Origin of the sequence: Bartonella sp. A05, assembly GCF_026930145.1 — a bacterium.
GTDB lineage: Bacteria > Pseudomonadota > Alphaproteobacteria > Rhizobiales > Rhizobiaceae > Bartonella.
On record NZ_JANHOJ010000001.1, the window covers coordinates 528,666 to 553,072 of the forward strand.

Below are 24,407 nucleotides of genomic sequence, written 5' to 3' on the forward strand. Positions count from 1 at the left end.
AAAAACAAAAAATATCCATTATTGGCACAATGAATATTCACAATAAGCATATCATCGTGAATATTATTCTATTTTTCTATAAAATAGTGAGATTTTTGCAACATAATTCATGAATTAAGGCTGATATCTGTTTCAGATTGGTAATTAACTGAGGCTGGAAGGGCATGTGTCTGCCATGACATTGCTCGCAATAGATACAGTTTTTCAATAAAATTGAATATGAATGCATAGATTAAAGGATTAACTTGAGTTGGTGCGCGCTATTTTTTGTATTTATGTAGCTTTGGTGCTTGTGTACGAAATGTTATTACCGTGTTAATAATTCGTTTCTGATGGTAGATATAGGTTGTATGATGCATATATATTTTATGAGAGGTATATAGGAAGTTGTATATAGTGCGTCGGTTATTGTCTGAAAGAAGTTGTACGGGCAGTATATATAACGGGCAGCATATATAAATGAATTAGCCCATGAATTGCATACTTGAATTCGCCAGCAGTTTTTCAATTCTATAATTGGTTTAAGGCTCTGTTAGAAGGAATGTTTTGAACAATAACATACCATGGAATGTTGTTTTATAGTCCAGTTTATGCTTCCACAGCAAAAGTTGAAATCAAAGAAGAGTAAAATAAAAATAACAAAAAGCGTACGAGTGATGAAAAGTGAAGGCTCTATCCGTGATAGAGCCTTCAATAATTTAAATCTGTAACGAATTAATGCTTATGTCCGTCACCGATTAATTCATTATCGACTAAATTGATAATGACGCGCATGATTTTTTTTATAAAAGAGAATACGCTTTCTCCCTTCGTATACATGTTTTTTGCAGAATTCCACCATGTTTGCAATTTATTGAGATAATTTGAGGAGGAGTCTAGGATACAGATTCCTGTGGTACAGGCTGTACCATTCGCAACTCTATATATTTTGCCGCTAGGTTGTTCATTCATGAGCGGAGCTGTTTCATAAATAGCGGCAATAACGGGTTTTGGTTCATGAATAACGGTATGACTATATGCTTGTCCTATAGAAAATAAACTAGCCATAACAGTAAATGTAACAATAAAATATCTCATGTTCATAATTATACTCCCATATTTATTTGTGAAATAAATATCCAAAATAGAGTTTATATAAATTCATTTAAAATAGATATAAAAAAATTATTATAGACATAAAAAAAACATAATTAGACAAATTTCTCTTTAAGAAAAGTCCATCCTGGAAACATTGCTTCATTGATCTGGTAAAAAATGGATTTACTCAACGTAATGAGTTTATCAAAATTAATAAGGGGGCTGCTTGTTATACAAATACGGACAATCAAGTATGCATGTATAAAATATATATGGGAAAAGGTGGCAGATGTAAGAGATGTTCTTATTGTTAGATGAAATAGACTATAAAAGAAAAGAAGGAAGCTAGCTTTAGGTTTGTTCTGACAGTTTTTGTGTAGATATATGGTTTTCTTGTGTATGAAATGTGATTGCAATATGAATATATGGATGTTGTATTATGCAGAAATAGGTTCATGCATCCATGAATTCATAAACGGCTTTATTCTGATTGCCGAGCTTGAGACTTTGTCGAAAAAGTACTTTTAAAAGAAGTTCATTAAAGGATATTGGAGTTGCATTCTTACCTTCAATGTACAGGTTAAAATCAAAGAATCAAAATAAAGAAGAACAAGAAGTGTATACGCAATAAATAAAGGCTCTGTTCGTTACAAAGCCTTCGATGTTTTAATTCTGTCATAAATTAACGTTCATATTAGTTTTTGATAAACTCTTTATCGACTAAATTAATAATGACATGCATAATTTTCCCTATAGCAGATAATACGCTTTCTCCCTTCGCGTATATATTTTTTGCCAAATTCCACCATTTTTGCAATTTATTGAAATAATTTGAGGAGTCTGTGTTGGAGTTTCCTATGGCGCATACCATCCCATCCCCAAGTCTATACATTTTGCAGGTAGGTTGTCCGTTCACATGCGAAGCTGCTTGATAAAGAGTAGCCATAACGGGGGTTGGTTTATGAATAACGGTATGACTATATGCCTGTCCTGTAAAAAATAAACTGACCATGGCAGTAAACATAACAACAAAATATCTAATGCTCATAATTATACTCCCATATTTATTTGTGAAATAAATATCCAAAACAGAACTTATATAAATTCATTTTAAATGGCTATAGTAAAATTGTCACAGACATAAAAAACTACAAAAAGACATTATTTTTTCAAATAATATTTATAAAAAAGCTTAAATATTTGCATTTTTATTTTATTTATTGGTTAAATAATGTGGTTATTCTTAATATAATGAGTTTATCAAAATTGATAAGGTGGCTGCTTGTTATATAAATACGGACAATCAAATATGCATGATAAAATATATGTATAGGAAAAGGTGCTGCATGTAAGAGATGTTCTTATTGTTAGATGAAATAGACTATAAAAGAAAAGAAGGAAGATAGTTTTAGGTTTGTGCCGACAGTTTCCGTGTAGATATATGGTTTTCTTGTGTATGAAATGTGATTGCAATGTGAAGATATGTATGTTGTATTATGCAGAAATAGGTTCATGCATCCATGAATTCATAAACGGCTTTATTCTGATTGCCGAGCTTGAGACTTTGTCGAAAAAGTACTTTTTAAAAGAAGCGCATTAAAGGATGTTGGAGTTGCGTTCTGTACCTTCAATGTACAGGTTAAAATCAAAGAATCAAAATCAAGAAGAACAAGAAGTGTATACGCAATAAATAAAGGCTCTGTTCGTTACAAAGCCTTCAGTCTGTTTATACTACAATGCATTACAATTTAAGTTCGCTATCCACGTAACTGATGATTATGCGCATAAATTTTCCTATGATGGAGAATATCATTTCCCCTTTCATGTATATATTTTTCGCGTAGTTCCACCATTTTTGCGCATTATTCATAGGGCTTGAAGAAAGGTCTGTACTACTTTGGGAACTTCCTGGTAATGCCTGTATTGCATCACCCGCAACTCTATATATTTTGCCGTTAGGTTGTTCGTTCATGAGCGAAGCTGTTTCATAAATAGCGGCAATAACGGGTTTTGGTTCATGAATAACAGTGTGGCTATATGCCTGTCCCACAGAAAGTAAGCTGGCAATAACAGTAAATGTGACAATAAAATATCTCATGTTCATAATTATACTCCCATATTTATTTGTGAAATAAATATCCAAAATAGAGTTTACATAAATTCGTTTTAAATAGCTATAGTAAAATTGTCAAAAATATGAAAAAACACAAAAAAAACATTTTTATTAAGATAACATTTATAATAAGCGTAAATCTTTGTATTTTTATTTTATTTATTGGTTAAATAGTATGGTTGCTATTAACAAAATGGATTTATAGAGATTTGTAGGATAGATAATTGTCAACAAATTCTGACAATAAATGTGTATGCGAGTGTGTCTACTAGGGATGCGATTTTGTCCGATGAAAGAAAATATAAAGAGATAAATATCGATTAAGCAGATAGTCTAGGTTTGTGCTGGTTGTTTTTTCTGTGTTGTTTATGCATGATATTTTTATTGACCTATTGGGTTATACCACCCTTTGGCGCTTCGTGGAGTCATGCCGTATCGCGGGATAGGCTCTTTGGGGCGATGTTGTGGGCAGGGCGATGCTCTGGACGTGTTGTTTACTTAGGTATGGCTTTTATGCATGATAGCGCGCTACAGTTTTGTTTATTTCTATAAGTGTTTTAGGATATGTCTCTGCCAGTTTCTTCTATTGGGGTTTGCTATCGTTGATGAATGATATTTTTATCGACCCATTGGGTTATACCACCCTTTGGTGCTTCGTGGAGTCGTGCCGTCTCGCGGGATAGGTTCTTTGGGGCGATGTCGTGGGCAAGGGCGAGGCTCTGGGAAAAGATGATTTTATCCTACGTTTGTTAAGTTGGGCGCGTGTTCATTGCGCGTGGGTCCGATTCGAATATCCCCAATGGGTTGCCATTAGATCTAAACAATCCCGTAAATGATCGGCAAAAGAATTTTGTCTACGTTTTGATGGGCTTAAGTCTTTGACTGCTTGGCCATGACCAACAACCCGCTCAACCAAGTTATAGCCTAGAACGCCAAGTTGTATCTTGATTGCTTGTAGATGATTAGAAGCATCTATTTGGCGTTCAATATTGTGTATATGACCACGACCGCCATCAACTTTTTGACGGCTGTAATCAATGCTCATCTGCGTATCACCTTGGCATTGATGCCAGTAAATGTAAAAACGCTCTGCTGCTTTATATTGCGCTTGGCTGATGTGCCCTTTCGCATATAAACGCGCAATAGGGGTGCTTTGAGCATTGGCTTTGACAAGGAGTGTACGTGGGTTGCTGGGACTTTCTGGAGCTTGCTGCTGAAAATAGGGATTACTTGTTTCAATTGTCACTTCTTGCACATTAAGGTTATGCTTTTCTAAAAAATGAGGTAGGGTGTGCGTTATAGCGTCCTTATTTTGTTTATCTTGGGCTATTCTCTTATTTGAATGGTGCATGATGTTTCCCTCGGAAATGATCGCTGTATAGGCTGTGTATGTGTGTGATGACAGATTCAAAAAGGCGCATTTATCCACGCGTTATTGAGGATGTAGAATATTTTTAAAGGAAGGGGGGGCTGCCGCCAGTGGGATGTCGGGTGTGTCTGTGAGATGCGAATGTGTTTGCGAGGTGCCGGGGTGTGTTTGCGATGTGTGCGGGTGTGTTTGCGATGTGTGCGGATGTGCTTGTGCTGTCGGCGGTGTATCAGGAGGGGATCCTGCTTCCAATGGGTGATGATATGTGTGCTCTTGGCTGTGGGGTCTTTTGTCTTTCCGCTCAATATAGCGTCGTGGCCATAGGGGATTGCTAGAGGAACAACGGTAACGATAGCTTTTGGGATCAAACCAAAGGCCAATCTTGCCTTCAAAATCACCGGAACGCTGTTTGGCGATATTCATAACTACACCCGGACGGGTAGCTAATTCCGCTTTCTCTTCTGGAGTGGAGGCTGCAAAAATTTTATCCTCTAAAGATCGATTGCGCCAGATCGTGATAATATTAAAGGCATTGGCTCCAATTTCTGAAGCTCCTTTTATGTCTTCTGTGCCCGGGATATCTTTATCCAAACCACTTTTACGGGCATGGGCAACAAGGTGAATATGCACCCCGTTTAAAACCGCCCAGTCAACCATTTTATAAACCGCTTGTTCTTGTCCGGCATAGTCATCCGAGGAAATCCCAAGACGCATCAAACTGTCGATGATAAACTGATCGCAACCATATTTCGAACGGCAATAGTCAAAAACATCAAGAAGAGCATCCACATTCGATTTGCCAACATGCTCATAGAGAATCAGTCCATCATCTAAAAAATGAAGAATTCGTTCAATCATATCACGCGTTGGCTGATCTAAGCCGCCCGTTTGTTTCACTAAACGACGCAGCGATTGTTCCCCTTTCATTTCTAGGGAAGCTAAGCAAAGACGACTCTTTTGCATGATCCAATGTGGTATACAGTCTGATAAAAGCTGGCTTTTGCCCGCGCCACTCGCTCCGCTCCAGAGCGTTAATTCCGCTGGGCGAAAGTAAAGTTTGCTATTCAATTTCGGATAGGGAACCGTATAGCCTATATGCTCTTCAGAGCTAGGCCAAAAGAGTGCAATGACTTTATCTCTATACTCTGACGCAAAGTGTAACCCTTCTGGTGCAAAATTTTTCGCTTGGGAAAATGCTGTTACGAGAATAGAATGATCAAGGCCAGCACGTAAACAGTCATTGGCATCCTTATGGGGAAGGATCACACGGTAACAGCGGTGCCGGCCAAGACGATGCGCAATTTCAAGGGCGGCTTCTTCACCCGGTTTATCCATATCGGTGGCCAGAAAAATTTTTTCAAACGGTTCTAAATGATCAAATTCATTTTCAATCCAATTATGTTTGCCCCCTTTACCACCGCCAAAAGGCAGCGATACCGCAGGATAGCCATAAGCCGCTAACGAAAGCGCATCAATCTCTCCTTCCGTGATGACAAGTTCCCGTGCCGTAGGCGAAATAGCCTGCCAGCCAAACAAAATCGGTTCACATTGCGAGGCTGTCGGTTTGGATTTTGCACCAGATTCCGCAAGCCGCTCTTTCACCAACGCAAGGGTGCCATCCGGCTTATAAAAAGGAAAAATAATCTTCTTGCCATTTTCCCCAATTCGATAACGCTTTAAAATATCAAGAGGAATATGACGCTCCTTGTGTAAATAAGTCTTGACCAAATGCTGTGGTTCATTTGCTAGAGGAACCGGGGGGGCACGATAATGATGACGTGGAGCCATAAAAGCCGGGGGACGCGATAGATTGAGATAAGCGCGCGCTTCATTCAACGCCTGAGACAAAGAGATACCTTTGACGGCACACCACAGATCTAAAATATCGCCGCCGATGCCCTCGGCAAAATCATACCAAAAACCCGATTTATGGCCGCTTAAACAGAGCGACAAACTTTGACCCATTTCACCACGCGTGCTGCCGACAACCCAATTATTGCCACGTTTGCGGCCTTGCGGAAGAAGCATTTCTGCAATCGTACCTGTTTGAACTGAAAGCTGCTGTTTGATCTCAAAAATTGTGCTCATGGTCATTCGCTTGGTAATTAATAAGGCTGCGGTAAAGGATTTCTTCACCCGGGCTACAAGATACACCATGGCGCGAAGCGGAAAAAACAGAAAGCTTTTCGCGGGTGTCTCTTAAACGTTCAATTTCACGGCGAAACCAGTTGCGCCACGTGGCTTGCCAATCAACCTTAAGGGCTTCTTTGCCACTCTTTGCTTGCCAATAATCGCGAAATTTCTTTTCTTGCCAACGCGCTTGCTCTTCGCTCAAACCTTCCGCGATGGCCGCATCAATATCTGCTATCCAATCAGAGGGAAGACGTTGCCCTTTCGATCCCCCTTCTGGAGAGCCGCGTTTTTTAAGAGAGGTGGTCGCTATGGGAGCTGCCTGTCGAGAGGAAAGCTTCTCGGAAACACCATCGAGAGATAAATCATGCTTTTGTGAAACACCGTTAGGTGTTTCTTTTTCTTCTCCCTTTTGAGCTTCTGAGTTACGTTCAGCATCTCCTGTATGCGCGTTCAGCAGATGTTGAACCTTTATATTGATCTCTTTGCGTTTTTTCGCAGAAGAACGACCAGCATAGGATTTCTGCTCAAGCAATTTTGCGCGCTCATAAAATACATTTTCGCAGCGTTCATTCCATAAACCACTCGCTAAATTTAAAATCTTTCCTTCCGCAATTAACATCTCTAAAACGTGCACAAAAGTACGCTTGTCACAACCACAAAGACGCGCTAAACGCTCAACAGATAAATCAAGAGGACGTCCCCGAGCATACATTTCATTGAGTAAAATCGTGTAAATACCTATCTCATGGGCGCGCATCCCACGAACGCCGCCAAGAAAATCATTCTGATACCAACAAACATAAGGAAGAGTAGAGGATTCATAGTTGGGGGTTTCTGCTTGAGGCTCTTGTTTCATCATTCAATGTGCTTTCTATCTGTCGATTGATCACGTGCAAAAGAAAATTTGAAAGAGTGTTTGCAATAAGTCGTGGACATTTGATTCAGTGTTTACAATTTGGTAAAGTGTTTCTGGTTTGTTTCTGGTTTGTTTCGGTTTTGTTCTGTAAATAATTGTGTGGGTTAAATGCTTTTTTGAGATGTGCTAGTTGAGTTCTCTCTTAGAGAAAAAGTAACTTTACAATTTTAAGTTGCAGAAAGGACCAAGAACCGATAAGACGATATTTTAAAGATGCATGGAGTTTTTAAAAGGCATTTTGGTGCATTCTTTAGGGTGGTTAAGTGCTTATGTATTGCAAAAATGGCATTTAGCTTCCCTTCAAAAATAAAATTTATTTGATTAAATTGTATCCTCTTTAGCGGATAATGCAAGTCAATTTTATAAAAGGACATGTATTTTTTGAAAAAAAATTATAGGGTGAAGCTATGAATATTGATGGTTGGCGTCAAAGATTGAATGAAGCGTTGGAAAAAAGTGGACGCTCGAAGCGATCTATTTCTCTTGCTGCTGGAAAAGGAGCGGGGTATCTTCACTCGATTCTCGCTGAAGGAAAAGAGCCAACCATTGAATCACTTTCTAAAATATGTCACACAATTAATATCAGTATGAATTATATCCTTTATGGGCATACTGCAAGTCTTGAAGATCAAGAATTTATTGATCTAATCGCTAAGCTTTCTTCGGAGGAACGACAGGCAATTTTGACTCTTTTACGGCGGTCAACTGACGAAGTAAAACAATAATATCTTGTTGTGTTTTACGGTCAAGCGTGTTCCAATATTGTATCAATTTGAAATCACTCATTTCAGCCCTCCTGTCTGTTTTTGGGTATCTAGATTTAGAACAAATGGAGAAAATATAAGAACAATCCATGAACAAAATATGGTCAGCTTTTTGTTTCTCCCACGCCTCCAAAGTGTCAAAATATATTTTTTATTGATGACAAAATAATTGACATCTCCTCAATAGAGGATATAAGGGTAACGCTATATTTGATCATGTCAAGACAAAGCTTAGTGTTATCAACTATCCAAGGGGGAAAAACATGAAAAATATTCCATTCATTAAAGAGGACGAAATGCTCATCATTCTTTGCGAAAAAGAAAATAGTGATGTCTATATTGGTCCTATCGATCAACCAGAAGAAATCTTGGAATTCATAGAAGAGTACGAAACTGTGCAGAGACTTTTACGCCTCGATTTAAAAACTTTGCATGCCGATGATGTCAGTGAACAATTGGCTGATTTATATATCGACAATAACGAAATTGACAAAGAAGACAATCAATTTCAGCCATTCATTCTCAATAGTGATGCTTATCACATATGTTTAAATCAACAAGCCGATCGCGAATATGAAAATAAGCTCTATGGATCCTACGAAGAACAACATCGCTTGCGTCCGCGTGATGTGTTGGCTGATTATTGGTGGTGACGAAAAAGCAATCTCAAAACTGTTTATCATCAGATTCCTTCCTTTGCTTCACTGGAAATGCCCATAAGACAAGCAGCCTCTCGCTATAGAAATACAAGCGTTCGTGAGAGGTGAATTAAAAGTGTTGTGAAAAGATACTTTTCTGAAAAGTACTGCGATGACGAGGCTGGTGTGCGTGATGGAGGCTGCTGATTGCGCGGTGTGTAATGGGCTTTATGCAGGGAAAATCGGATTTGCAAAGGAAGCACAAGATTTGTGCGTGCAGTATAAGGCTGCTGATTGCGCGATGCGTAATAGGCTTTGTGCTGTGCGTATAATGTACGGAAAAGTACTTGAGTGAAAAATATCATTTTTCCAATGGTGAAAAATCTATAAAAGGGGGATTATAAAATACGATGCCGATTGTTATCGATTGTGTCCAAGGAACGTCTGAATGGCGTCAAGCACGCAATGGCTTGATTACTGCTTCTTTGTTTGAAATGGTTATTGCGCGAAAAAAAGATGGGAAAAAAACCCAAAAATATCATTCCGTTATGATGAAACTTGCTGGAGAAAGAATCACGGGAAAGCCCGTTGAAGAAGGCACAACAATTCCTATGCGGCGCGGGACAGAATTAGAACCAAGCGCACGGCAGCTTTATGGTACGCTCACAAAGACAAACCCTGAATGTGTTGGTTTCATCTTGGCTGATGACCGTATGAAAGGTTTTTCTCCCGATGCTTTTATCGGAACAAATGGGCTGTTGGAAATTAAAACCAAAAAACCTGAAATTTTGATCCCTTATTATTATCAAAACAGCTTTCCTGCCGAACATAAGGCACAGTGTCAAGGAGGTTTATGGATTGCTCAACGTGAATGGGTGGATTTGATGCTCTATTGGCCCAATATGCCGCCTTTGATTAAGCGTGCCTACCGTGATGAAGTCTATATTCGTAAGCTCGAAAATGAAATCAGTCGTTTTAATCATGCTTTGGATATGATGGTGCACCAAATTAAAAATTCCGACATTTTAAGAATGTCTATACAGGAGAAAACGCCGATATAAGCTTTGATAAAGAATTGCAGAGAGTGATCAAACAATGACAAGGCTTCTTGAAGGCAAGGATCTTGAAGGCAAGGATCTTGGGTAAGAGGTGTAGAAATGCCTTAGGGCTCATGAGGGGAATGCTCACGGAACAGGAAAAGGGCGGTAGGCAAAACAAATGAGTGATTGATTGTTAGGAACAGAAAATTCAAGAGAAGCGCCGGACATTGTGTTAAAATAAATATAAATAATGTTGCATGGAAGAGAATAAATAACTGCATTGTGTTGTTTTCTCTTTTGTAAAGTCTTTTTCCTTATCATTATTTTGGATGGGGAGATATCCCTTGAAGGGATCAACAAGAAGCTCATTTGATATATATTTTATGATATCTAGTGTGCTTACTTAGAAAACTGTGTGAATCTGGATTGGGGGGTGGAACAATCTGTTAGCGTGCCTGTGAATAGCGACTTGATGGTTGTTTCAATCAGTGTTTAGGAAGGAATTATAAGGTTTCTTTTAAAGACAATATTTCTAGCTCTGATTGCGATCATTTGAACAAAAACAACTCTGTATGCCACAGATCCTACAAACAAACGTCAACATGTAAGAAGTTATGTCCTCAAGTATTATCGTTGCAAGTGTTATAGCTGAAGGTATTATATTTGATAGAAATACGCTAATGTGTCAGGTCAATGTAAAAGATTTTATGGACAAAGTTAGTTCCTTTTATTGGGAGTGCCCAACGGATTTTGGGAAAATTATGCTTGATAGGGTTAAAACTGCGTACACGCTAAAATATTATTGATTGCGGTGGTAAATGGTGCTGCGAGAGAGGATTGAACTCTCGACCTCTCCCTTACCAAGGGAGTGCTCTGCCACTGAGCTACCGCAGCATTTCTCAATTTTTATGCCACCTTGTACCACACCATTATAAACACACTGTTATAAAATTATGAAAGGAGTGTTCTATAAAAAGAGTGCTCTAACATTGCGTTGTCGCGGCACTTCTCAAGCTTTACGTTGCCCTACGCCGCATGACCATGGGACTTGTGCCACATTGTGATAAAATACGCAAGAGAGCATTTATCCATCCTTGCAAGAAAACGCTTCTTATGTCATGACAAAAGCTCTTTAAAATATTCATCAGTTGCTCAAAAATTCTATGTCGTGCAAGAGGTTATGCAATGACACAAAAATATCAACAACAAAAACAAGAAAAAATAAACGATCAAGATGAGAAAAACAAAAAGCGCCAAAATAGGCTTGCGCAGCAATTGCGTGAAAATCTTAAACGACGCAAAGAGCAAAGCAGAAAAAGGGCACAACAAGAACTCTGAAAAATTCTTCCAGTTTGAGTATTTTTACGGCATCTTTGCAACAAGATTGTTCAGTGATTCGTTTCAAAGCTATTTAAAATAAAGCTATTTAAAATAATGTCCCCAAAAGTAAAAACCTTGGCAGGAAAAACGGAGAGGGATGTACAGAAAAAGAGTAAAAGAATTATGGATTCTATTCAAATTATTGGCGGAAAATCTCTCAATGGAAGCATTTCTATTTCGGGAGCAAAAAATGCTGCATTGCCTCTTATGATCGCTTCTTTGCTGACTGAGGATACGCTTACCCTAGAGAATGTCCCTCATCTTGCAGATGTAGAACTGCTCATTCGAATCTTAAATAATCATGGTGTCGATTATGCCGTCGAAGGACGAAAATTACATCAAGACTGCACCGATGCAAGAACAATCCATTTTACTGCACATTCAATAACAACAACACGTGCGCCCTATGAACTCGTGAAAAAAATGCGCGCAAGCTTCTGGGTTATTGGGCCACTGCTTGCACGATGTGGGGAGGTTTACGTTTCACTGCCAGGGGGATGCGCGATTGGAACACGACCTGTCGATTTTATCCTCGAAGGACTCAAAAGTTTAGGAGCAAATCTCGATATCGAAAATGGATATGTGCATGCCAAAGCTCCAACAGGATTAAAAGGGGGATATTATCGTTTCCCTAAAGTCTCTGTCGGAGGAACGCACACTATGCTCATGGCAGCTGTTTTAGCACGCGGAAAAACTGTGCTTGAAAATGCTGCGCGTGAACCAGAAATCACGAATCTTATTCAAGCCCTCAAAGCAATGGGAGCGAACATCATTGGGGAAGAAACATCAACATTAACAATCAGTGGTGTTGAAAAACTGCATGGGGCAAGGATACAGGTTATCCCAGATCGAATCGAAGCCGGAACATACGCTATGGCTGTAGCTATGACCGGGGGCGATGTTTTGCTTAAAAATGCGAACCCTGATCATCTGACTGAAGTGCTTCAAGTCCTCCAAAAAACAGGGCTCGATATTGAAGTGAAACCCGAAGGAATTCAGGTCAAGCGAAACCAAAATCAAACAAAAATTATACCCGTCGATATCAAAACAGGCCCTTATCCTGCTTTCCCAACCGATCTTCAAGCGCAATTTATGGCGCTCATGACGCGCGCTCAGGGAGATGCGCATATTACCGAAACAATTTTCGAAAATCGTTTCATGCATGTTCAGGAATTAGCACGTTTAGGTGCGCATATAAAGCTGGATGGGCAAACTGCAATCATACACGGAACCGATAGCCTACAGGGCGCACCAGTAATGGCAACAGATCTGCGCGCTTCCGTTTCTCTTGTTATTGCTGCCCTTGCTGCAAAAGGAGAAACAATCGTCAATCGTGTGTATCATCTTGATCGCGGATTTGAACGGTTGGAAGAAAAATTAGCACAGTGTGGAGCTATCCTACAACGCATTGCTATGTGACTGAAATGCAGGTGACGGTGTCGATAGTTTGCAGACCGCAACTGCGCATGAAATCAATCGCTTATGTCGAAATGAACACGTTTAGGTGCGCATATAAAGCTGGATGGGCAAACCGCAATCATACACGGAACCGATAGCCTACAGGGCGCACCAGTAATGGCAACAGATCTGCGCGCTTCCGTCTTTATAATAACATCATTGTGGCAAATACATCTATTGTACAAAATCCTCAAAGAAAAATGCTGAAGCCAAAATTCTTGGCGGGAAATTCTTGGTGGGGAATCCTTGATGCGCAATTTTCATAACAGGTTACCAGAAATCTGGAACCTCAGGCTTTACATGAGGCCCAAGAAGGTGTATCGCTAATGCCCGCAAAGTCTCTATGGACGATGTTTGCTTCCTGCGAAGAGTTGCTTTGTTCCTGCGAAGATGTCTTTGCTCGAACGTTTAAGAGGTATATCAAAGCGCTTTTCTTGTAAAGAGAGAGGTTACCAGAAATCTGGAACCTCAGGCTTTAAATGAGGCCCAAGGCGTACCGCTGATACCTTTTCCGCAAGCCCTGTGCGATCCGACAGCTCAACAGCTAAACCGCAAAGCGTTGCAGAGCCCTGTGCGGGTTCAAAATGACCCAGCTTTTTTTTATAAAGAAAACGGTGTAAAGGTTCTTCCTTGTCCATGCCAAGAGAGGAGTTATAGTCACCACACATGCCCGCATCCGACATATAGGCGCTGCCACCCTCTAAAATTTGTGCATCCGCCGTGGGAATATGCGTATGGGTTCCCACAACAACACTCACACGACTATCAAGAAAATGGCCAAAACATTGCTTCTCGCTTGTGGCTTCTGCGTGAAAGTCAAAAATAATGGCATCGGCTTGCTCACCCAAAGAGCATGCGGAAACAATCTTTTCTGCCGTTTCAAAAGGGTCATCCGCTGCGCACGGCATAAAAACATTTCCCAGAACATTGGCAACAAGAACATGCGCGCCATTTTTCGCTATAAATAAACCAGAACCTTTGCCAGCTGTCCCTTGGGAAAAATTCGCTGGGCGTAAAAAATGGTCGCTATCGTTAGCAAATTTTAGTGTCTCTTTGTATTGAAAAGCATGATTTCCCGTTGTAACAACGTTAGCACCCGCAGCTAAAAGGTCTTGATAATCATCTTGTGTGATGCCAAAACCATTGGAAGCATTTTCCCCATTGACGACAACAAAATCCAGCCGCCACCTTTCAATTAAGTGCGGAAGCTCTCTAAAGACAGCTGTGCAGCCTGTTTTTCCAACAATGTCACCTAAAAATAAAAATCGCATAAGCGTTTTAATCATAGTTTAACGTTCGAGAAAACCTTTTTCTGTGAAAATTCCACGCAAAACAAGATCATGTTCTGCATAGGGAATGGACTCAACTTCCTGACACGAAAAACCTAAGCCAAATAAATGGATAGATGATTTATTTTTCTGAAGTTTTTCAACAGCACGATCATAATATCCTCCACCGTAACCAAGCCGATGGCACTGGCGGTCAAAAACGGAAAGAGGCACAATGATAATAGTGGGAGAAACAATAGCACTATCAGCTCCGGGGCCAACCGTGCCAAATCGCATCGGCTCTAAGGACATGCCCTCTGAAAATTTGCGAAAAACCATCGTTGTACGGTCCAGCACTGCCGGTAATGCTAAACAACCACCACGCGATGATACAAAATGAAAAACAGGGCGGGGGTCTATTTCTGAGCGTATTGGCCAATAGCCAGAAAGAATGGTTTTTGAAAAATCCTCAACTATTCGTTCAAGGTAATGAATCATATGGGAACAGGCTTGCTGTGAAAAAAGACGCTTATCATGTGCTGAAAGCTGATTACGGCGTGATAAACCAAGAGTACGCAAACGCGATCGAACCGATAAAGCCGATGATGTGCATGCAGAAGTGTTTTGCTCAGTCAATTTCGGTGTGAATTTAGATCGGTAATGTTTGGCATCGCTCAACTCATGATACCCCAAATCGATTGCAAAAAATATTGAATGATTTGCTTAATCTATAACATAAAGTGATGGACTACAACAACCGATAGAAAAGGTTAAATCCTAAGAACCTCACATAAAAAGAATGGTGAACCACAACAACCGATGGAAAAGGTTGACCCCGAGAACCTACGCTGTAGGTGGGCGCCATATGAAAAAGCCCACGAGCTTCTTCAGGGACAGCTCCCTTGGAAATCAATAAGGTCTCAGGAATATGTTATTTCCTGTCGAGAAGCGCAGAACACCGTCTCCATTATAGAACAGTTTGATTCTTTCGACTAGATAAAAATGACATAATGGCACTCTAAAATTGCATCAATACAAACCTCTTGGTTGGGTGGTTTTATTATATGGTTTTATTGGATTGCTTGGTGAGGTGGTTTTGTTGGATTGCTTGGCTAAAGTGTCCAGGGATAGATTGTGCTTGGCAAAATTATCCCTTAGTAGATTGTTTTTGGTTAGATTTCTTCTATAAAGGCATACTAATGTACTTTTGCAATTTCTGTATTTGCGGAGAGTAATAGAGTGCTGTTTCGTAGGTTTTGAGGAGAGGCTGGGATCATTCCGTTGCTTCCATAGCGCTTGCAAGAGAAATCCCTGAGGTGTTGTTTCACACCTCTTGGCTGGATTGTTTTTCTAAAAGAATGCCAATGCGCTCTTGGAGTTGCTGCATTTGCGGGTAGTAATAGAGTGCTGTTTCGTAGGCTTTGATGGCAAGCTGTGGCCGTTCTGTTGCTTCCATGGTGATTCCAAGCTCAAAAAATGCCATATAGTTCCGTGGTTCAAGCGTAATAGCTCGTTCAAGGTCAAGCATTGCAAGTTTAAAGTCACTCAATTGAATATGAACCCAAGCACGTTTAACCCAAGCGGTTGCATAAGTGGGAGAAAGTGCTATCGCAGTATCAAGATAATCAAGTGTCAGGCCATAATCCTCTGCACTGATGCTATCGTCGGCCCAAGCCATTAAAAGATCAATGGTTTCATTGCCTGATTGTGACCATAAAAGTTGAATTTGCTGACTGATATTTTTGGCTTCATCGATATCAACACTATATTTCAATTCTTTGAGTAAGCGCATAATTTCTGCTTCTTTGCGCTGTTCTACCGTATAAGAATGGGCGTTCCGCGTCGACTCAAAACCCTCAAGAACAGTTGCTGCCGAATCAGGATCATGAGGTGCTGAAGGTGGTTGACTAAAAATCAGATCATCCGAAGGTAAAAGGGACTGCGGAAGAGATTCATCCAACAGTAAAGAAGGAGGATCGCCACCAAGACTAGGAGATGTCAAACAAAAAATACTTACGAAAAGAATAAAAAAATTCTGCCGCTTTAAAATTTTGAAAAAAAAAGAAAAACGCCAACTCAAAAAGAAAAAGAGTTGTATAAAACCTAAAAGATATAAAACCTGCAAGAAAATAACAGGCATTAAATGTTTAGCCTTGACGCGCTCTAAAACGCGGATTGGTTTTATTTAGAATATAAATACGACCCTTACGACGAACCAACCGATTGTTGCGGTGACGTTCTTTAAGTGCTTTAAGCGAATTTTTAATTTTCATCATACTCACCGTTTATATATATTGGAACGTTCTACACACAAATTCTACACACAAGGATGTCATATTACGCACCTTCTCTTTAATTCCTATCCTTATTCTATTACCACAATATACGCACTTCTGAATAACAAAAGAGCGTTTATCAGTACAACAAACAAGTAGAAATTGCAAAAAAATCACGGTCTTTCTAACAGGAAGCCTTATTTCTGTCAAGCGAACATCTGCCACAAAATTTCTCATAAAATGAAAGGGAGACGTTGAAGGGTGAGACTGAGAAATGATGTTATTTGTGTATGTTGAATGAAGATTTCAAGTTCTTATTGCTGAACTCTCGATGTGCAAATTTTGCTCTTTTTTCTAGATTGTTCCTGATGTGGATAATTCCGATAGATTGATCGTTTCTGTGATGATAGCAGGGAAGGAATGATAATAGGTAGGGTGATGCCTGTGTGCCTGTGTGCCTGTATGGTTGTGTGAAGCATGGAGTTTGTGCAATGGAGTGATGTGCATTCATGTGCCGATAGTATGCCGATAGTATATGGATACATTCGGACATAAAGAACGTATGAGGGCGTTTGCTTAAAGCACTTGGGTTAGGGCGTGTTTATTCTGTTATGTGTTGAGGAGAGGCCGTGGGTGTTCCTGTTAACTGGATAACATGCCCCATTTTACGTGTCGGTTGAATATCGCTTTTGCCATATAAATGCACCGATGTATCCTCTTGTCCTAGAAAATATTGGAAATCACCTAGGTTATTGCCAAGAAGATTCGTCATCTCGCAATTGCTATGGCGGTTTGTACTCCCTAACGGAAGGGCGCAAATAGAACGGATATGCTGTTCAAATTGTGAAGTGATGCACGCCTTTTGCGTCCAATGACCAGAATTATGTACGCGAGGAGCGATCTCATTAACCAGAAGTTGGCCATCTGCTAAGACAAAAAATTCGATGCAAAGTACACCAACATAATGCAAGGCATCCATAACTATAGCGCTTATCTCTTGGGCCGCTTCTTGTACAAAATGTGGAGCGCACGACGGAACAAATGTTTTGTGAAGAATACCGTTTTGATGCTTATTCTCTGAACAGTCATAAAAAGCATGTTCCCCTTGAGGATTGCTCGATGATAAAACCGAAATTTCTAACGAAAAGGGAACAATCTCTTCTAAAATCGATGGTTGATATTGAAGAGCGGTTAAAGCTTTGTCCATGATTTCTTCGCTTGGATGATGAAGCGCAATCTGATTTTTGCCATCATAGCCAAAACATCGCGTTTTTAAAAGACCACGTCCGCCTAAGGCAGATAATCCTGAAGACAAAGAGGCACGGTCATCAACTGAATGCCATGATGTCGTGCGGATGCCTAGATCATTTAAAAATTGCTTCTCAAGTGAACGATCTTGAGCAATTTCCAAAGCTTTCGACGGTGGAAAAAGAACATTGATTTTCTCTATATACTGAATCGTTGAAAGTGGAAGATTTTCAAACTCATATGTAACAACATCGCACATCGAAATAAGGCGATCTAAGGCTGAACGATCATCATAAGGGGCAACAATATGCTCGTTGGCCGTTTGTGATGCTGGACAATCTGCTTCAGGGCTGAGAATAACCGTTTTAAAGCCAAGTTCTGCCGCCGCTATGGCGAGCATGCGTGCTAGCTGTCCTCCTCCTATCAAACCTATCATACTGCCTGGTGGTAATCCGTTAGACCAATGTGCCATCTTAAACCTCAGTCGTTGGACAATCAGCAACATTGGCTGTTTGTTGTTGGCGCCAGTCTTGTAACCGTTGAGCCAAATCATCATCATAAACTGCCAAAACCGATGCTGCTAAAAGGGCTGCATTAATGGCGCCTGCTTTCCCAATCGCTAAGGTACCAACTGGTATGCCTGCCGGCATTTGCACAATCGAAAGCAAAGAATCTTGACCCGATAGAGTTTGGGTGTGTACAGGAACCCCAAAAACAGGTAACGGAGTCATAGACGCTAACATGCCAGGAAGATGCGCAGCACCGCCAGCTCCTGCTATCAAAACTTTAAAGCCTGAACTTTTCGCTGATTGTGCAAAGCTGTAAAGCCGATCAGGAGTGCGGTGAGCCGATATAATACGCGAAATATGAGAAATGCCAAGACCGGTTAAAATATCCGCACTATGGCGCATAGTGGGCCAATCTGATTGGCTCCCCATCAAAATCGCTACGTCATATGATTCTTGAGCCATGGCATATCCTTTTTCGTTCCTAAAATGCAATTCAGTTTACATTCTCTAAGAGTCTTATACTCTCTTTGCAAAGTCAATCGATAAGGATAAATACTTTTCTTATTTGCCTGCAAAAAGATTTTTAATCTACTTTTGAATGTCCATAATGAAAGTCGTAGAAAGGGAGGAGGCGAAATCAAAATTGTTACAATAAGATGTAAAGTAGAGTAATGGTATCGGAGAGGAAAGGTGAGCCAATGCGCATGAATGGGCAAATACGATTGGACAGGATTGCGTATAAAGGTAAAATATCTTAGATGAAACAAATGAAAAAGCCTAAAAAAAATCAAACGAGTGAGAGAGTTTGAAACAGAAATGTGGCAAAAATTCTCTTAAACTCAATAATCCTCTTGAGATTGTTAGGAAGCACGTGTAAAAGCAAAATTTTGCTCTTTGTACCGAAACCTTGTTCACAAAAACAAGAAAATAGGATATGAACGCTGAGCAGTCGCTTATAGCGCAAAAATAAAATAAATATGCAAGTCATAAAGGAAGTCTCTATTTATGTCCAAAGAAGAAGTTTTGGAATTTTCTGGTATTGTAACTGAGCTTTTACCAAATGCTATGTTTCGTGTAAAACTGGAAAACGATCATGAAATTATCGCTCATACTGCAGGAAGAATGCGCAAAAACCGTATTCGTGTTTTGGCCGGTGATAAAATTATGGTTGAAATGACACCTTATGATTTGACAAAAGGGCGGATTACATATCGCTATAAATAAATTGGTAACAGGATATGCTCCAGAATCGATGTTCCAAAGCTTTGGATCGTCGGTGAGGCTGTGTGCAGAAAAGCGCATATGTGGACGAGAAAAATCAAAGAAAGATCATATGTAGGTAAGATATAGGGTAAGACATAGATTGTATTCAAACGGAACACACTCTATTCATGTTGAATAAAGCTATATCTAAATACGAGCGAATTTGCAAATAACCCAGTAAGCGTGTAAGATGAGCGTGTAAAACGTGTGTTAACTAAATAAGCTATCATACAAGATCAGTATCAGTAGAAAAAAAGCAGATCATAGAATACGCTTACAATCACTCTGAAAGGGGCAACAATGAAAATCGATTTGGTGCTTGCTTCCGCTTCACCGCGTCGTTTAGCACTTTTGGCGCAAATGGGCATTGATCCTCAACAGGTTTATGCCGCCGATATCGATGAAACCCCAAAAGCAAAAGAATATCCCGCAAATCTCGCTAAGCGTTTAGCAAAGGAAAAAGCACTTAAAGCGCGAGAAATCTTGTTATGGTACGATCAAAAAAACGGTGAAGATTCGTTAGCAAAAAAAAGACTCATTTTGGCTGCAGATACCGTGGTTGCTGTCGGGCGCGTCATTGTTCCTAAACCAGAAGGAGAAGATGAAGCCTATGAATATTTACGCTTCCTGTCTGGACGTGTGCACCAAGTGTATGGAGCTATTTGTGTGCTCAATGAATGCGGAAAATCAACCATAAAATTGGTCGAAAGTCGTGTCCGTTTTAGACGTTTGACCACCGCGATGATGGATGCTTATTTGGCTTCTGGAGAATGGGAAGGAAAAGCAGGAGGATATGCTATTCAAGGAAAAGCTGGCGCTTTTGTCGTGAATATTGCGGGATCTTATTCCAATGTCGTGGGTTTGCCACTCGCTGAAACAATGGATCTCTTAATAAACCATCATTACCCCATTCTCCAAAATTGGACAAATGAGATCGATGAATAAAAAACGTCCAAAAGGATTGATTAACCAGGCAGAGCACAATGAAAAAGCTTAATCAACCAAAAAGAATGGCGGAACAACAAGAAAAAAAATTAAAGCGGCTTGAACAATCAATGCAGAAGTCTCCAGCGCGCATTCCACGTCCGTGCCCAGAATGTGGCCAAATGTCACAGCAGAATACATATCCTTTCTGTTCATCCCGATGTCGGGCTATCGATCTTAATCGTTGGCTTTCAGGTGCTTATATTTTACCACCACCACCGCAACAGACCGATGAAGAAGAATAACAATCGCTATAGTCTGAAGGAAAAAGAGTTTCTAGAGAAGCAGTTGCTTTGCCCTTGGAAATGGAATGTTGCGTTTGGGGAGAGGATGCTCATTTTGCCAGAGCTTCTTCTTCCCTCCTCTTGTTATGGTTGTTTTGAAATCCCATATTGCGTGTAGATATAAGACAGTTTTCAATCTGCATCGTTAATGATATTCCGCATCGTTTTTGGGGAAATTTGAAGAAAAGCTTTAAAAGATGAAATGAAATAGCGGTCAAAGAAAGGAACAACATGAACCTAGAAAAATATAGTGAACGACTGCAAGGTTTTTTACAAGCAGCACAAAATAGCGCCCTTTCTTCCGACAATCAGCAATTTATGCCTGAACATTTCTTAAAAATACTCTTAGATGATAATCAAGGATTGGCGGCTTCCTTGATTCAAAAAGCCGGGGGGGATTTGCCAAGCATTCAAAAAGCACTCAAAGCAGCACTCGATGCTTTGCCTAAAGTGCAAGGCGGAAATGGACAGCTTTATATGTCGCAGCCGCTCGCAAAAGTCTTTACAATGGCTGAAGATCTCGCGCAGAAAGCGGGTGATCAATTTGTCACTGTGGAACGGGTGTTACAAGCTCTTCTCATGGAAAAAACCGCAAAAACTGCCGATATTCTCAAAACCGGAGGTTTAACACAACAGGCTCTTAATCAAGCAGTTAATACTATGCGAAAAGGAAAAACAGCAACAAGCCCGCATGCTGAAAGCCAATATGATGCATTGGAGAAATATGCACGCAATCTTACACAAGATGCACGCGAAGGAAAGCTTGATCCTGTCATTGGACGGGAAGAAGAAATTCGCCGAACAATTCAGGTTCTCTCACGCCGAACAAAAAATAATCCTGTTCTTATCGGTGAACCCGGTGTGGGAAAAACCGCAATCGTAGAGGGTTTGGTACTTCGTATCGTTAATGGGGATGTCCCTGAAACATTGCGCGATAAACAACTCTATGCTTTGGATATGGGTGCTCTTATTGCTGGTGCAAAATATCGGGGGGAATTCGAAGAACGATTAAAAGCTGTCTTAGCAGAGGTGCAAGCCGAAAATGGACAGATTATCCTCTTTATTGATGAATTGCATAATCTCGTGGGAGCCGGGAAATCCGATGGCCCTATGGATGCCTCCAATTTGCTGAAGCCCGCTCTCGCACGCGGTGAACTCCATTGTGTTGGCGCTACAACACTCGAAGAATACCGGAAATATGTCGAAAAAGACGCCGCTCTCGCACGACGGTTCCAACCCGTCTTCGTGCCTGAGCCAACATTTGAGGATACAATCTCTATCTTACGCGGCATCAAAGAAAAATACGAACAACATCACAAAGTACGTTTGGCTGACAGTGCTTTGATCGCCGCTGCGCGCTTGTCAAATCGCTATATTACCGATCGATTTCTGCCCGATAAAGCGATTGATCTCATCGATGAAGCTGCTGCACGATTGCGTATGCAGGTCGATTCAAAACCAGAAGAGCTTGATGCAATAGATCGGCGCATTTTGCAGTTAAAAATTGAACGGGAAGCTTTGAAAACAGAAGTCGATCCTACGTCAAAAGAGCGGTTGCGAACTGTGGAAACTGAACTCAATACATTGGAAAAACAATCCACTGAGATGACAAGCGCTTGGCAGGCTGAAAAACAAAAATTAGGTCATGCCGCCGACTTAAAAAAACAGCTCGAAGAAGCGCGAAATGCTCTAGCTATTGCACAGCGTAACGGACAGTTTCAACGTGCTGGGGAACTAGCCTATAGTGTGATCCCTGAACTCGAAAAACAACTGAACATTGCAGAAAATGACGACCAAAAAAATAATCTAGTCGAAGAAGTCGTAAGTGCTGAACATATCGCGCAAATCGTCTCACGGTGGACAGGAATTCCCGTCGATCGTATGCTCGAAGCTGAACGCGATAAACTATTGCGTATGGAAGATGAAATCAGTAAACGAGTGGTCGGACAGGGCGAAGCCGTTCAAGCCGTCGCTCGGGCTGTGCGACGCGCGCGCGCCGGATTACAAGATCCAAATCGGCCAATCGGATCCTTCATGTTCCTAGGGCCAACAGGCGTGGGAAAAACAGAATTAACAAAAGCGCTCGCTGCTTTCCTCTTCCAAGACCCTAATGCAATGCTGCGAATCGATATGTCAGAATATATGGAAAAACACGCTGGTGCACGACTCATCGGTGCACCGCCAGGATATATCGGATACGAAGAAGGGGGCGTGCTAACCGAAGCTGTAAGACGGAGACCCTATCAAGTCATCCTTTTTGACGAAATTGAAAAAGCACATCCAGATATCTTTAATCTCTTACTCCAAGTGCTCGATGAAGGGCGCTTAACAGATGGACAAGGGCGAACCGTCGATTTTCGAAATACATTGCTCATTATGACATCAAATCTTGGTGCTGACTTCTTAACCGCACTGCCTGAAGGGCAAACAACCGATACAGTCAGAGAGGATGTCATGCACGCCGTTAAGGATGCATTCCGACCTGAATTCTTGAACCGTATTGATGAAATTATTCTCTTTCAAAGATTGCAACGTCAAGATATGGAAGCTATCGTTGATATTCAAATACAATATTTACAAAATTTGCTCAATGAACGAAACATAACATTGCAAATTACACAAGAAGCGCGCGAATTTCTCGCAAATAAAGGATATGACCCACTCTATGGCGCGAGGCCGCTAAAACGAATCATTCAAAAAGAAATTCAAGATCCTCTTGCCGAAAGCATCCTCTTTGGAACAGTTCAAGATGAAGAAACCATTATGGTAACAAAAAAAGAAGAAAAATTGGCATTTTCCTCCCTAAAAAATGAGGCATAAAAAAGGACAAAAACAATGAAAACAGAAAATAAAAATTGACAAAGTAAACCTAAATGGATATTATAAATCCATAATCGGAATTCTATGTTTCTTTATCAAGGTACTTTTATTCCGAGATAGAGGGCATAAATAAGTGAAGCGGATTTTGTCAGTCTTCTCTTTTTTAGGTTCTATTTATTTCTAGAGGGTAGGCATGCGGGGGAAATATTCCTCAGAGGTGAATGTCTTTAGATTTTTACGTCTGCGGGTTTTTATGGGATGCTTTAGGCGATCTACGCCGTAATTTACATTCTTTATGACATGTTACCCTATTACATTTTATCCTGTTCATCATTGGGGTTTTTGATTCCGAGGGGGATGGTACCTTTGTGTGTGATTGCTCCCTGTCTTTATTTATAACATATATCTGTTTGCACAATGTACATTTTAGAATTGCGTACATTTTAGAATTGTGCAGCGCTTTGGAGAGAAGCGTAGATCAATAGGGTTTTTGCATGCCCGAAAGTGAATGCAGAGAGCGGTTATGCCCAAGGATCAGTTTTGATCAAATCAAAAAAATGATCAGAGCAATATGCAGTAAAGCATGCAACAAAATATGTAAAATCTGGAAACAATGCTCAACCATCTTTCTTGCGGGTGGCTGCTGGGATACATGTTGAAATGTTCTAAAGTAAGCACCAGTTTGGTGAAAGCATGGGTTTGAAAAATGCGATCCTGTGCTGAGGCGTGCACTGAATTTGGTATCGCCACAGAGGAGATGTGCAGATTATTTTACGGTTTTTACCGGTAATATTTATGCAACACACGAGGTCATGTGATTGTTCTTCCTTCGGGGGCATAGAGATTCGCATGGAGCAAATAATTTGA

Annotated in this window: 22 protein-coding genes, 1 tRNA gene and 1 other RNA gene; 10 read left to right on the plus strand and 14 right to left on the minus strand. The window is 40.5% G+C overall.

Annotated elements, in window-relative coordinates; genetic code table 11:
• Positions 1–714: 714 nt before the first annotated feature.
• The 6 genes from NPX98_RS02155 to NPX98_RS02180 all read right to left on the minus strand — a co-directional run bounded on the left by NPX98_RS02155 (position 715) and on the right by NPX98_RS02180 (position 7,548).
• Positions 715–1,083: a hypothetical protein gene (locus tag NPX98_RS02155; RefSeq protein ID WP_269022354.1), complete on the minus strand. Its 369-nt coding sequence runs from the start codon at positions 1,081–1,083 to the stop codon at positions 715–717.
• Positions 1,084–1,771: 688 nt separating this feature from the next.
• Positions 1,772–2,125: a hypothetical protein gene (locus NPX98_RS02160; RefSeq protein ID WP_269022355.1), complete on the minus strand. Its 354-nt coding sequence runs from the start codon at positions 2,123–2,125 to the stop codon at positions 1,772–1,774.
• Positions 2,126–2,818: 693 nt separating this feature from the next.
• Positions 2,819–3,181 (minus strand): hypothetical protein, encoded by a 363-nt coding sequence (locus NPX98_RS02165; RefSeq protein ID WP_269022356.1) that lies wholly within the window; start codon positions 3,179–3,181, stop codon positions 2,819–2,821.
• Between the two features lie 775 nt (positions 3,182–3,956).
• Complete coding sequence (locus tag NPX98_RS02170) at positions 3,957–4,541, minus strand: hypothetical protein (protein ID WP_269022357.1); 585 nt, start codon at positions 4,539–4,541, stop codon at positions 3,957–3,959.
• An 81-nt stretch (positions 4,542–4,622) separates the two neighbouring features.
• A complete protein-coding gene (locus tag NPX98_RS02175; RefSeq protein WP_269022358.1) occupies positions 4,623–6,647 on the minus strand; it encodes a toprim domain-containing protein in 2,025 nt (674 codons plus the stop codon).
• Positions 6,631–7,548 carry a YdaU family protein gene (locus tag NPX98_RS02180; protein WP_269022440.1) on the minus strand — a complete coding sequence of 306 codons (918 nt, stop codon included), beginning with the start codon at positions 7,546–7,548 and terminating at the stop codon, positions 6,631–6,633. Before NPX98_RS02180 ends, NPX98_RS02175 begins: the two co-directional genes overlap by 17 nt.
• A 467-nt stretch (positions 7,549–8,015) precedes the next feature.
• Between NPX98_RS02180 and NPX98_RS02185 the strand changes: the two genes are divergently transcribed.
• The 4 genes from NPX98_RS02185 (at position 8,016) to NPX98_RS02200 (ending at position 10,071) form a co-directional block, all read left to right on the plus strand.
• Positions 8,016–8,333, plus strand: a complete 318-nt coding sequence (locus NPX98_RS02185) for an XRE family transcriptional regulator (RefSeq protein WP_269022359.1) — start codon at positions 8,016–8,018, stop codon at positions 8,331–8,333.
• Positions 8,334–8,635: 302 nt separating this feature from the next.
• On the plus strand, positions 8,636–9,025 hold the full coding sequence (locus NPX98_RS02190) for a hypothetical protein (RefSeq protein WP_269022360.1): 390 nt from the start codon (positions 8,636–8,638) through the stop codon (positions 9,023–9,025).
• 175 nt (positions 9,026–9,200) lie between these two features.
• A complete protein-coding gene (locus tag NPX98_RS02195) occupies positions 9,201–9,365 on the plus strand; it encodes a hypothetical protein (RefSeq protein WP_269022361.1) in 165 nt (54 codons plus the stop codon).
• A gap of 55 nt (positions 9,366–9,420) precedes the next feature.
• Positions 9,421–10,071, plus strand: coding sequence for a lambda exonuclease family protein (locus NPX98_RS02200; protein WP_269022363.1), 651 nt, complete (start codon positions 9,421–9,423; stop codon positions 10,069–10,071).
• A 798-nt stretch (positions 10,072–10,869) separates the two neighbouring features.
• Here the strand turns inward: NPX98_RS02200 and NPX98_RS02205 are convergent.
• A tRNA-Thr gene (locus NPX98_RS02205) sits at positions 10,870–10,944 on the minus strand.
• A gap of 291 nt (positions 10,945–11,235) precedes the next feature.
• Between NPX98_RS02205 and NPX98_RS02210 the strand changes: the two genes are divergently transcribed.
• Both NPX98_RS02210 and murA read left to right on the plus strand, forming a co-directional pair.
• Positions 11,236–11,388 (plus strand): hypothetical protein, encoded by a 153-nt coding sequence (locus NPX98_RS02210; protein WP_269022364.1) that lies wholly within the window; start codon positions 11,236–11,238, stop codon positions 11,386–11,388.
• A 165-nt stretch (positions 11,389–11,553) separates the two neighbouring features.
• Positions 11,554–12,849 (plus strand): UDP-N-acetylglucosamine 1-carboxyvinyltransferase, encoded by a 1,296-nt coding sequence (gene murA, locus NPX98_RS02215; protein WP_269022365.1) that lies wholly within the window; start codon positions 11,554–11,556, stop codon positions 12,847–12,849.
• 488 nt (positions 12,850–13,337) lie between these two features.
• Here the strand turns inward: murA and NPX98_RS02220 are convergent, their stop codons facing one another.
• From NPX98_RS02220 to purE, 7 genes are all read right to left on the minus strand, one after another.
• Entirely contained in the window at positions 13,338–14,174 is an 837-nt protein-coding gene (locus tag NPX98_RS02220; RefSeq protein WP_269022367.1) for a TIGR00282 family metallophosphoesterase, read from the minus strand.
• Positions 14,175–14,177: 3 nt separating this feature from the next.
• Positions 14,178–14,792 (minus strand): 5-formyltetrahydrofolate cyclo-ligase, encoded by a 615-nt coding sequence (locus tag NPX98_RS02225; protein WP_269022441.1) that lies wholly within the window; start codon positions 14,790–14,792, stop codon positions 14,178–14,180.
• Between the two features lie 164 nt (positions 14,793–14,956).
• Positions 14,957–15,116: non-coding RNA, 6S RNA (ssrS, locus tag NPX98_RS02230), on the minus strand.
• Between the two features lie 364 nt (positions 15,117–15,480).
• Positions 15,481–16,296 carry a tetratricopeptide repeat protein gene (locus tag NPX98_RS02235; RefSeq protein WP_269022368.1) on the minus strand — a complete coding sequence of 272 codons (816 nt, stop codon included), beginning with the start codon at positions 16,294–16,296 and terminating at the stop codon, positions 15,481–15,483.
• Positions 16,297–16,303: 7 nt separating this feature from the next.
• Positions 16,304–16,429, minus strand: coding sequence for a type B 50S ribosomal protein L36 (gene ykgO / locus NPX98_RS02240; protein ID WP_013545486.1), 126 nt, complete (start codon positions 16,427–16,429; stop codon positions 16,304–16,306).
• Between the two features lie 604 nt (positions 16,430–17,033).
• Entirely contained in the window at positions 17,034–18,152 is a 1,119-nt protein-coding gene (locus NPX98_RS02245; protein ID WP_269022370.1) for a 5-(carboxyamino)imidazole ribonucleotide synthase, read from the minus strand.
• Position 18,153: 1 nt separating this feature from the next.
• Positions 18,154–18,651, minus strand: coding sequence for a 5-(carboxyamino)imidazole ribonucleotide mutase (purE, locus tag NPX98_RS02250; protein WP_269022371.1), 498 nt, complete (start codon positions 18,649–18,651; stop codon positions 18,154–18,156).
• A 543-nt stretch (positions 18,652–19,194) separates the two neighbouring features.
• Between purE and infA the strand changes: the two genes are divergently transcribed.
• The 4 genes from infA (at position 19,195) to clpB (ending at position 23,540) form a co-directional block, all read left to right on the plus strand.
• On the plus strand, positions 19,195–19,413 hold the full coding sequence (gene infA / locus NPX98_RS02255) for a translation initiation factor IF-1 (RefSeq protein ID WP_004857577.1): 219 nt from the start codon (positions 19,195–19,197) through the stop codon (positions 19,411–19,413).
• Positions 19,414–19,752: 339 nt separating this feature from the next.
• Complete coding sequence (locus NPX98_RS02260) at positions 19,753–20,397, plus strand: Maf family nucleotide pyrophosphatase (protein ID WP_269022376.1); 645 nt, start codon at positions 19,753–19,755, stop codon at positions 20,395–20,397.
• Between the two features lie 38 nt (positions 20,398–20,435).
• Positions 20,436–20,681, plus strand: a complete 246-nt coding sequence (gene yacG, locus NPX98_RS02265; RefSeq protein ID WP_269022377.1) for a DNA gyrase inhibitor YacG — start codon at positions 20,436–20,438, stop codon at positions 20,679–20,681.
• Between the two features lie 270 nt (positions 20,682–20,951).
• Positions 20,952–23,540 carry an ATP-dependent chaperone ClpB gene (clpB, locus tag NPX98_RS02270; RefSeq protein WP_269022378.1) on the plus strand — a complete coding sequence of 863 codons (2,589 nt, stop codon included), beginning with the start codon at positions 20,952–20,954 and terminating at the stop codon, positions 23,538–23,540.
• Positions 23,541–24,407 lie beyond the last annotated feature (867 nt).

What these genes read in the sequence shown, in the direction of transcription:
- yacG (WP_269022377.1), top strand. Translation starts at nt 20,436, where the DNA reads ATGAAAAAGCTTAATCAACCAAAAAGAATGGCGGAACAACAAGAAAAA.
- murA (WP_269022365.1), top strand. Translation starts at nt 11,554, where the DNA reads ATGGATTCTATTCAAATTATTGGCGGAAAATCTCTCAATGGAAGCATT.
- clpB (WP_269022378.1), top strand. Translation starts at nt 20,952, where the DNA reads ATGAACCTAGAAAAATATAGTGAACGACTGCAAGGTTTTTTACAAGCA.
- NPX98_RS02160 (WP_269022355.1), bottom strand. Translation starts at nt 2,125, where the DNA reads ATGAGCATTAGATATTTTGTTGTTATGTTTACTGCCATGGTCAGTTTA.
- NPX98_RS02260 (WP_269022376.1), top strand. Translation starts at nt 19,753, where the DNA reads ATGAAAATCGATTTGGTGCTTGCTTCCGCTTCACCGCGTCGTTTAGCA.
- NPX98_RS02155 (WP_269022354.1), bottom strand. Translation starts at nt 1,083, where the DNA reads ATGAACATGAGATATTTTATTGTTACATTTACTGTTATGGCTAGTTTA.
- NPX98_RS02235 (WP_269022368.1), bottom strand. Translation starts at nt 16,296, where the DNA reads ATGCCTGTTATTTTCTTGCAGGTTTTATATCTTTTAGGTTTTATACAA.
- NPX98_RS02185 (WP_269022359.1), top strand. Translation starts at nt 8,016, where the DNA reads ATGAATATTGATGGTTGGCGTCAAAGATTGAATGAAGCGTTGGAAAAA.
- infA (WP_004857577.1), top strand. Translation starts at nt 19,195, where the DNA reads ATGTCCAAAGAAGAAGTTTTGGAATTTTCTGGTATTGTAACTGAGCTT.
- NPX98_RS02210 (WP_269022364.1), top strand. Translation starts at nt 11,236, where the DNA reads ATGACACAAAAATATCAACAACAAAAACAAGAAAAAATAAACGATCAA.
- NPX98_RS02165 (WP_269022356.1), bottom strand. Translation starts at nt 3,181, where the DNA reads ATGAACATGAGATATTTTATTGTCACATTTACTGTTATTGCCAGCTTA.
- NPX98_RS02170 (WP_269022357.1), bottom strand. Translation starts at nt 4,541, where the DNA reads ATGCACCATTCAAATAAGAGAATAGCCCAAGATAAACAAAATAAGGAC.
- NPX98_RS02245 (WP_269022370.1), bottom strand. Translation starts at nt 18,152, where the DNA reads ATGGCACATTGGTCTAACGGATTACCACCAGGCAGTATGATAGGTTTG.
- ykgO (WP_013545486.1), bottom strand. Translation starts at nt 16,429, where the DNA reads ATGAAAATTAAAAATTCGCTTAAAGCACTTAAAGAACGTCACCGCAAC.
- NPX98_RS02190 (WP_269022360.1), top strand. Translation starts at nt 8,636, where the DNA reads ATGAAAAATATTCCATTCATTAAAGAGGACGAAATGCTCATCATTCTT.
- NPX98_RS02200 (WP_269022363.1), top strand. Translation starts at nt 9,421, where the DNA reads ATGCCGATTGTTATCGATTGTGTCCAAGGAACGTCTGAATGGCGTCAA.
- purE (WP_269022371.1), bottom strand. Translation starts at nt 18,651, where the DNA reads ATGGCTCAAGAATCATATGACGTAGCGATTTTGATGGGGAGCCAATCA.
- NPX98_RS02220 (WP_269022367.1), bottom strand. Translation starts at nt 14,174, where the DNA reads ATGATTAAAACGCTTATGCGATTTTTATTTTTAGGTGACATTGTTGGA.
- NPX98_RS02180 (WP_269022440.1), bottom strand. Translation starts at nt 7,548, where the DNA reads ATGAAACAAGAGCCTCAAGCAGAAACCCCCAACTATGAATCCTCTACT.
- NPX98_RS02175 (WP_269022358.1), bottom strand. Translation starts at nt 6,647, where the DNA reads ATGAGCACAATTTTTGAGATCAAACAGCAGCTTTCAGTTCAAACAGGT.